Genomic DNA, 7,712 nt, shown 5'->3' with positions numbered 1-7,712 from the left:
AGATTGTTGAGCAGAACGAGCCGGAGGCTTTCTTCAACAACCCGCAAAGCCCGCGCACGCAGCTGTTCCTGAGCCAGATTCTCGGGCACTGAACCGGGCAAATCGGACCAAGGTAAAACCTACGCCCCGGCCATTCGGTCGGGGCGCTTGCGTTTTAAACCAGTTGTTTGGGGACGGTGAAGGCGTGCAGCAGGCCGCTGCCGGGGGCCACCTCGGCCCAGCTTTCAACCGCGAAATCCAACACCGTCGTCGCGCCCGAGGGGTAGCGATCAAAGGCTTCCTGTTCGGGCGGCTGCTGCAACAGCCCTGCGGCGGCAGCAGCGATGCCGGGGTTATGCGCCACCAGAAGCAGGGTGTTGCCCGTGCCGCGCTGGCGCAGGCTGGTGATGATCTGATCAGGCTCGGCGAGGTAGAGTTCGCGCAGGTACTCCACCCGACAACCCTCAGGCAGCGCCAAGCGGGCGCAGGTTTCGCGGGTGCGGGCCGCCGTTGAGCAGAGCACCGCATCAGGCAGCAGCGCCTCTGCGCGCAGCCAATTGCCGAGGGCTTGGGCCGCCCCGCGCCCGCGGGCGTTCAAGGGGCGGTCGTGGTCGCTGGTCCCATGGGACCAGTCCGATTTCGCGTGTCGCATCAGGATCAGGCGGCGCATGTCGTTCCTTTCACTGCTCGACCCATCATAGGCGCGAAGCAGGGGCAGGGGGCAAGCGCTTTGGGCCTAACCCTTGCGAATGATGCTGCCCGCGCCGTGTTCGGTGAAAAGCTCCAACAGGCAGGCATTGGGCGCGCGCCCGTCGAGGATGACCGCCGCCCGCACACCGCCTTCGAGCGCGTCCAGCGCGGTTTGCACTTTGGGAATCATCCCGCCCGCAATGGTGCCATCGGCGATCATCTCGTTGATCTGGCTCGCCGTCAGGTCTGTCACAACCTCGCCGTTGCCGTCCTTGACGCCCGCCACATCCGTCAGCAGCAGCAAGCGGTCGGCCTCCAATGCGCCCGCGATGGCGCCAGCGGCGGTGTCGCCGTTGATGTTATAGGTCTCCCCCCCGCGGCCCATGCCGAGCGGCGCGATGACGGGAATGATGCCCTTGTCGGCAAAGTCCCGCAGGATACGCGGGTTGACCTGTGTCGGATTGCCCACGAGGCCCAGAGCGGGGTCTTCGGGGTCGCAAACGATCAACCCGCTGTCTTTGCCCGAAACACCAACCGCGCGGCCGCCTTGCTCCGAGATCGCCTGCACGATCCGCGCGTTGACGAGGCCCGAGAGCACCATCTCGACCACTTCCATGGTCGCGGCATCGGTCACCCGTTTGCCGTTCACGAATTCGGATTTGATGTTCAACCGCGCCAGCATGTCGTTGATCATCGGGCCGCCGCCATGGACGATCACCGGGTTCACCCCCACCTGCCGCATCAGCGCGACATCGCGGGCAAATTCGTCCATCGCGTCGTCGCTGCCCATCGCATGGCCGCCCAATTTGATGACCACGGTGGCATCGGCGTAGCGTTGCAAAAAGGGCAGAGCTTGGCTGAGGGTTTGGGCGGTGGCGATCCAGTCGCGGTTCATGTCTTGCGTTCTCATCTGTTGACCCATGGGAAGCCGATAGCGGTGGGAGGTGCTATACCAGCGTGGCGATGATGGCACGCAGCGTAGGGATGCCCCAGCCCTTTTCCGAAGATGTCACGACAATCTCCGGGTAGGCAGCGGGGTGTTTGCTCAGCGCGTCTTTCACCTGTGACAGGATCTTTGCGCGTTCGGCTTCCTTGACCTTATCCGCCTTGGTCAGCACGACCTGAAAGGTGACGGCGGAACTGTCGAGCAGGGACATGATCTCATCATCGACCTTCTTCACGCCATGGCGCGCGTCGATCAGCACGAAGGCGCGGCGCAGGGTCTGGCGGCCCGAGAGGTATTGTTTCAGCAGGCGCTGCCACTTCTCGACCACTGGCAGCGGCGCATTGGCATAGCCATAGCCCGGCAGGTCGACGAGGTAGTGCTCTTCCCCGGCGGTGAAAAAGTTGATCTCTTGCGTCCGGCCCGGCGTGTTCGAGGCCCGCGCCAGCGCTTTCATCCCGGTCAGGGCGTTGATCAGCGTCGATTTCCCGACGTTGGAGCGCCCGGCAAAGCAGACCTCCATCCGGTCGGGGGGCGGCAGCCCATCCATCGCCACCACGCCTTTGACGAATGTCGTCTCACCGGCGAAAAGCATCCGGCCCTTCTCGGCGCTCGGGGCGTCCGGCTCTTCGGCGATGGTGTAGTTCACTTGCATCAGATCAGCTCCAGTTCGTCGCCCACGGCGATCTCTCCGCCCTTGGTGACGGTCAGGGTAACACCGAAATCCCGGTGACCCAATTGGTCGAGTGCGGCGAGCGTGTCCACGTCGCGCGCGCCGGTGTCGGTGTTTACGGTGGTGGCAAGGCAGCGGGTGATGCGTTTGGACACATGCAGCCGTGCTTCGCCGATTTTCAAGTCGCGCCCCAGCCAGTCGAACTCGGCCCAAGGGGCGGCGCCGTCAAACCAGATGTTGCCGCGCCAGCGGGCGGTTTGCAGCGGGGCAGCTGCCAGTTCTTCGACGGCGCGATGGGAGGTGAGGCTGTTGAGCGACAGCGTCGGCTCCGCGCTGTCGGTATAGCCGCGGCCATCAAGGCGGAGGATATCCACCGGGGCAGCGCGGCCTTCGGCCACCAGCGGGCGCACCCAGTCGAGGAAGGCAGCCTGTTCGCGATCCGGCTGAAAGGTGATTTCGCCGCGCGCCGGATGGCGCAGGGTGAGCATCTCAGTGGTCTCATCCAGCTTGGCTTTGATCGCCTGCAACTGTGGCGAAGAGGCCCCCCGGGTGAAATTCAAACACCGCGCCCAATCTCCCGGCGCGGCTTTGGAGGCGTCATGGGCCACGGCCCAGAGCCGGTCGTAGGGCATGGATTGCCCGGCGCGCAGGGTCACTCGCTCAACCGTCTCGCGGCCATGGGCCTTGAGCGGATGCCGGTTGAGCGCGGTGACCTGCATCACTTTTTCGACTTGCCCGATTTGGGCTTGGCATCCGCATTGGCGGCAGCGCTCTTGGGCGTGCGTTTGAAGCCGCCTTTGATGTTGCCCCAGAGGTCAGGTTTGTACCCCTGGCTGCGCATGATCAGATATTGCTGGGTGAAGGTGATCGTGTTGTTGGCGATCCAGTACACCACCAAGCCGCTCGCGAAACCGCCCAGCATGAACATGAAAACCCATGGCATCCATGCAAAGATCATCTGCTGTGTCGGGTCGGTGGGCGCCGGGTTCAGCTTTTGCTGCAGGAACATGGAGATACCCAAGAGCAGCGGCAGGATGCCGATGAAGATCAGCGCCAGCATCGAACCCGGCTCGGGCGCGGCATAGGGCAAGAGGCCCCAGAGGTTCATGATCGACGTCGGATCGGGCGCGCTGAGGTCTTGGAACGGGCCAAAGAAGGGCGCGTGGCGCAGTTCGATCGTGACGAAAATCACCTTGTAGAGCGAGAAGAAGATCGGGATTTGCAGCAGGATCGGCAGGCAGCCCGCAGCAGGGTTCACCTTGTTCTTCTTATAGAGCTCCATCATGCCCTGTTGCATCTTCTGACGGTCGTCGCCCGCTTCTTTCTTCAGCTTTTCCATCTCGGGCTGAAGCTCTTTCATCCGTGCCATGGAGACGTAGGATTTGTACGCCAGCGGGAAGAGGACCGCCTTGATCAGCAGCGTCAGGCCGATGATGGCAACACCCATGTTGCCGATAAGCTTGTTCAGCTCATGCAGCAGCCAGAAGATCGGCTTGGTCAGGAAGAAGAACCAGCCCCAGTCGATGCTGTCGATGAATTTGGCAACACCGGAGGATTGGTAATCCTGAAGGGTTTCCCATTCCTTGGCACCGGCGAAAAACTTGCTGGAGGTGCTCACGCTTTCGCCTGCCGCGACCGAGCGGGTCGGCTGGCGGGTGAAGGCGCGGTAGGTGTCCGCGCGCGGATCATAGGTGAGCGCCTGTTCAAAGGTTTCGCCCGCGTCGGGGATCAGCACCGCCTGCCAATAGTGATCGGTAAAGCCGACCCAGCCCTCGGTGACGCCTTCGGTGACCACGGCGGGGCGGCCCCAGGTGCTGTTCACATCGGCTTCGGCGATATCGTCCCAATCGACTTCGGCAAGTTCACCATTGGCCATGGCCACGGCGCCTTCATGCAGGATGAAGAAGCTTTTCAGGTCTTCGGGCAGCCCGTGCTGCGCGATCATGCCGAAGGGGGCGAGGTTCACCGCGCCTTCGCCGTTGTTGGTCACGCTCTGGGTGATGTCGAACATATATTGGTCATCGACCGAGATGGTGCGGGTAAAGACCTGCCCGGCGCCATTGTCCCAAGTGAGGGTCACGGGGCTGTCGACGCCTAGCGTTTCGCCCTCGCTCAGGGTCCAAAGCGTGTCGACACCCGGCACGGCATCGGGGGCGAGGCCCGAACCGGCGGCCCAACCGTGCAGCGCATAGTAAGCATCGCTCGACCCTTCGGGGGAGAGCAGGGTCACGATTTCGGCATCCGCGTCGAGCGTGGTTTGGTAATCGTTCAGTTTCAGATCGTCGATCCGACCGCCCATGAGCGAGATGGAGCCGCTGACCTTGTCTGTCGCGATTGCCACGCGGGGCGCTGCTGCCAGTGCCGCGCGGCGGCCTTCGGGGGCGGCGCCTTCGCCATCTTCCGTGCCGGGCGCGGCAGCGGTATCGGCGGTGGAGGCGGGAACCGAAGTGCCCTCGACAGTTTGGCTGATCTCGGTACCGGCTTCCAATGCTGGGTCGGCTTCAGGGGGCGGGAACAGAAGGAACCACACGAGGATGACGGCAAAGCTGAGCGCCGTGGCAAGGATGAGATTCTTGTTCTGTTCGTCCATGGGGACCGCCACCTGATGTCTTTGAATATCACGGGGGTTCAACAGAGTGCGGGGCCAAAGGTCAAGTGGAATCGGGCGGGATGAAGGGGGATGCAGGGTGGTTTTGGTCCATCTGGCATGGGTTTTGCGGAGTTTCGCCGGGGGCGGTTGCGGGGGTGCGGTGGCCCCAGCATTGAACGGGGCAGGGGGCAGAGGGCGTGGCCGTACTTCGGGGCGCGGGGTGTTCTCCTCTGCCTGAGACCCTTCGGCCGTCGCGACCACCGTCGCTTAATGCTCCGGGCCGGTGCTAGGCACAGAGCCCGCTAGGTGGCACGCCCATTCATGATGCGCGGCACGTCTTGCAGTTTCGCGTTGTGGCGGGCGATCCAATCGAGTGTTTGCTCAAACGGCATGGGGCGGGCGATGCCGAATCCCTGCACATGGTCACACCCGAGTTGGGCGAGCAAGACATGCTCCCCCACCGTTTCCACCCCTTCGGCAAGGGTCTCAATGCCCAGTCGTTCGGCCATGGTGAGAATGGCGCTGATCATGCGCTGCTGGTCGGGGTCGCGGTCGGCCTTCATGACGAAAGAGCGGTCGATCTTGATCCGGCTGACGGAGAAGCGGCGGATGGATGCGATGGAGGCATGGCCCGTGCCGAAGTCGTCAAGATCGATGCGGCAACCGAGCTTGCGCAGGGCATTGATATTGCGGGTGATCACATCGTCGGCGGTTGAGGCGACGACGGTTTCCAGCACTTCGATGGCGAGCCGGTCGGGGGACAGGTCGAACCGGTCCAGCTCCCAAGTGATTTTGTCGATGAGCCGGGGGTTGGCAAGTTCGCCCCCGGCGAAGTTCACCCCGATCTGCGGTACTACGGTGCCGGAGCCATCCCAGGCTTTGAGGGCGGCGAAGGCGTGGTACATCATGACTTCGGCCAAACGCTCCAACAGGCCGGCCTCCTCGACGGCGGGCAGGAAATCCGAAGGGGGGGATCATGCCCTGTACCGGGTGGTTCCAGCGCGCCAAGGCTTCAAAGCCGGTGATCTGGCCTGTGTCGGTTGAGATTTGCGGCTGAAACCATGGTTGTATTTGGCCGCTGTCTAAGGCCTGCGCGACCTCTTCGCGCAGTTCGGCGCGGCTTTCGCTTTCCCGGCGCATCTGGTCGGAAAAGGCGCGAATGGAGGAGGGGCCGCGCCGCTGCGCGCTGCGCAGGGCGGTGGCGGCGGCGGCAAGCCATGCGGCGGCATCCCTGCCCGGGGTGCGGGTGTTAAGGCAAAAGCCGACGGAGGCCGTGAGGTAGATCGTAACCCCATCGACGAAAAACGGTTCTTCCAAGGCGGATTGTAGCCGCCCGGCCAGTTGAATGCAGAGTTCAAGGTCAAGCTGCCGTACCGGGGCCGTGCAGACGGCGAACCGCGCCTCTCCCATCTTGCCGATGAGATCATCGTCGCGCAGGGCGCCCTGCAATCGTTCGCCGCTTTGCCGCAGAACCGTGTCGGCGGCGGTCTGACCGTGGCGTTCGATGATTTGGTCAAGCCCTTCGAGCGCAATGAAACATGTGGCCGACAAACGCCCCCGAGATTGGGCGGTTTGAAAAACTTGTTCTGTCAGCTCCTCAAAAGCGCTGCGCTGTAGGATGCCGCCGAGCGCGTCTCGGGGTGCCTGAGAATTCCCGCCAAAGCGCTGCCCCGCAAGAAAAAGAAGCGGCAGCGCGGCGGAGGCGGCGATCAGGGCCATTTCGCCGCCGATCCAAAAGGCCAGCAACGTCAGCGCGGGGAGGAAGGCCAAAGCAGCCTGACCGCTGAGCAAAGCGGCGAACGACTGGTGCAGCTGCGTGAGCCCGGAAAGCCGGTGAATTGCCATCGCGATATCCCTTCCCAATACGCGCAATGCCTGCGCTGACGGGGGAGGGATATCGCCTTTAGGGTGTGCTGTGGGTTAACAGAACCCGCTTTTTTGCGGATTATTATCTAAAATTGTTCTTGCTCCGTACCCTCAACGTTCCGCATGAGCCCGGCGAAGTCAAAAAGCTTGGGATCCAGCAGGTGCGAGGGGCGGGCGTTCATCAGCGCGCGGAACATGACTTGCCGACGACCGGGGCTATTGGCCTCCCACCCGTCGAGAATCGCCTTCACCTGTTGGCGCTGAAGCCCGTCCTGCGAGCCGCAAAGATCGCAGGGAATGATCGGGTAGTTCATCGCCGTGGCGAAGCGTTCGCAATCGCTTTCCGCGACATGGGCGAGGGGGCGGTAGACGAAAAGATCGCCTTCTTCGTTAACCAATTTGGGCGGCATGGTCGCCAGTCGTCCGCCGTGGAAAAGGTTCATGAAAAAGGTTTCGAGGATGTCATCCCGGTGATGCCCCAGCACCACGGCAGAGCAGCCCTCCTCCCGCGCGATCCGGTAGAGATTGCCCCGGCGCAGGCGGGAGCAGAGCGCGCAGAAGGTGCGCCCGGCGGGGACCTTGTCCATCACGATTGAATAGGTGTCTTGATATTCGATGCGATGCGGGACGCCCATCTTTTCAAGGAATTCCGGCAGCACGGTCGCCGGGAAATTTGGCTGCCCCTGATCGAGGTTGCAGGCCAAAAGCTCGACCGGCAGCAGGCCGCGCCATTGCAGCTCATGCAGAACCGCCAGCAGAGTATAGCTGTCTTTGCCGCCCGATAGGCAGACCAGCCATTTCGGCTTGGGTGCGCCTTGGGCGGTCGGCTCCACCATGCCGTATTGATCGATCGCCTCGCGGGTCATGCGGACGATGCGTTTGCGCAGTTTCTTGAACTCGGTGCTTTGCGGTGCGCCGGCAAAGAGGGGGTGAATCTCGTCGGTTTCGTCCAGCATCGTCGGTCTCTCACT

7 protein-coding genes and 2 pseudogenes are annotated in these 7,712 nt (G+C 62.9%); 1 reads left to right on the top strand and 8 read right to left on the bottom strand.

The window, feature by feature from the left end; genetic code table 11:
- Positions 1 to 92 (top strand): annotated as a pseudogene (locus FCK22_RS09850) (amino acid ABC transporter ATP-binding protein); the annotation flags it as partial.
- 62 nt (positions 93 to 154) lie between these two features.
- Here the strand turns inward: FCK22_RS09850 and FCK22_RS09845 are convergent.
- From FCK22_RS09845 to ttcA, 8 genes and pseudogenes are all read right to left on the bottom strand, one after another.
- Positions 155 to 649 carry a histidine phosphatase family protein gene (locus FCK22_RS09845; protein ID WP_067263093.1) on the bottom strand — a complete coding sequence of 165 codons (495 nt, stop codon included), beginning with the start codon at positions 647 to 649 and terminating at the stop codon, positions 155 to 157.
- Between the two features lie 66 nt (positions 650 to 715).
- Positions 716 to 1,579 carry an acetylglutamate kinase gene (gene argB / locus FCK22_RS09840; protein ID WP_197470845.1) on the bottom strand — a complete coding sequence of 288 codons (864 nt, stop codon included), beginning with the start codon at positions 1,577 to 1,579 and terminating at the stop codon, positions 716 to 718.
- A 37-nt stretch (positions 1,580 to 1,616) separates the two neighbouring features.
- Positions 1,617 to 2,267 (bottom strand): ribosome biogenesis GTP-binding protein YihA/YsxC, encoded by a 651-nt coding sequence (gene yihA, locus FCK22_RS09835; RefSeq protein WP_067263087.1) that lies wholly within the window; start codon positions 2,265 to 2,267, stop codon positions 1,617 to 1,619.
- Positions 2,267 to 3,004: an MOSC domain-containing protein gene (locus FCK22_RS09830; RefSeq protein ID WP_067263085.1), complete on the bottom strand. Its 738-nt coding sequence runs from the start codon at positions 3,002 to 3,004 to the stop codon at positions 2,267 to 2,269. Before FCK22_RS09830 ends, yihA begins: the two co-directional genes overlap by 1 nt.
- Positions 3,004 to 4,875, bottom strand: coding sequence for a membrane protein insertase YidC (yidC, locus tag FCK22_RS09825; protein WP_067263082.1), 1,872 nt, complete (start codon positions 4,873 to 4,875; stop codon positions 3,004 to 3,006). The genes FCK22_RS09830 and yidC overlap by 1 nt, the downstream gene beginning before the upstream one ends.
- 302 nt (positions 4,876 to 5,177) lie before the next feature.
- Positions 5,178 to 5,804: an EAL domain-containing protein gene (locus FCK22_RS19590; protein WP_349237603.1), complete on the bottom strand. Its 627-nt coding sequence runs from the start codon at positions 5,802 to 5,804 to the stop codon at positions 5,178 to 5,180.
- Between the two features lie 103 nt (positions 5,805 to 5,907).
- Positions 5,908 to 6,594 (bottom strand): annotated as a pseudogene (locus FCK22_RS19585) (GGDEF domain-containing protein); the annotation flags it as partial.
- A gap of 233 nt (positions 6,595 to 6,827) precedes the next feature.
- On the bottom strand, positions 6,828 to 7,697 hold the full coding sequence (ttcA, locus tag FCK22_RS09815) for a tRNA 2-thiocytidine(32) synthetase TtcA (RefSeq protein ID WP_067267458.1): 870 nt from the start codon (positions 7,695 to 7,697) through the stop codon (positions 6,828 to 6,830).
- Between the last annotated feature and the right edge of the window lie 15 nt (positions 7,698 to 7,712).

It is taken from the genome of Sulfitobacter sp. 15WGC (assembly GCF_005068605.1).
Taxonomy (GTDB): Bacteria; Pseudomonadota; Alphaproteobacteria; order Rhodobacterales; family Rhodobacteraceae; genus Sulfitobacter; species Sulfitobacter faviae.
The sequence above is the reverse complement of the archived record's forward strand: the minus strand, read 5'-3'. Positions and strand labels throughout refer to the sequence as shown.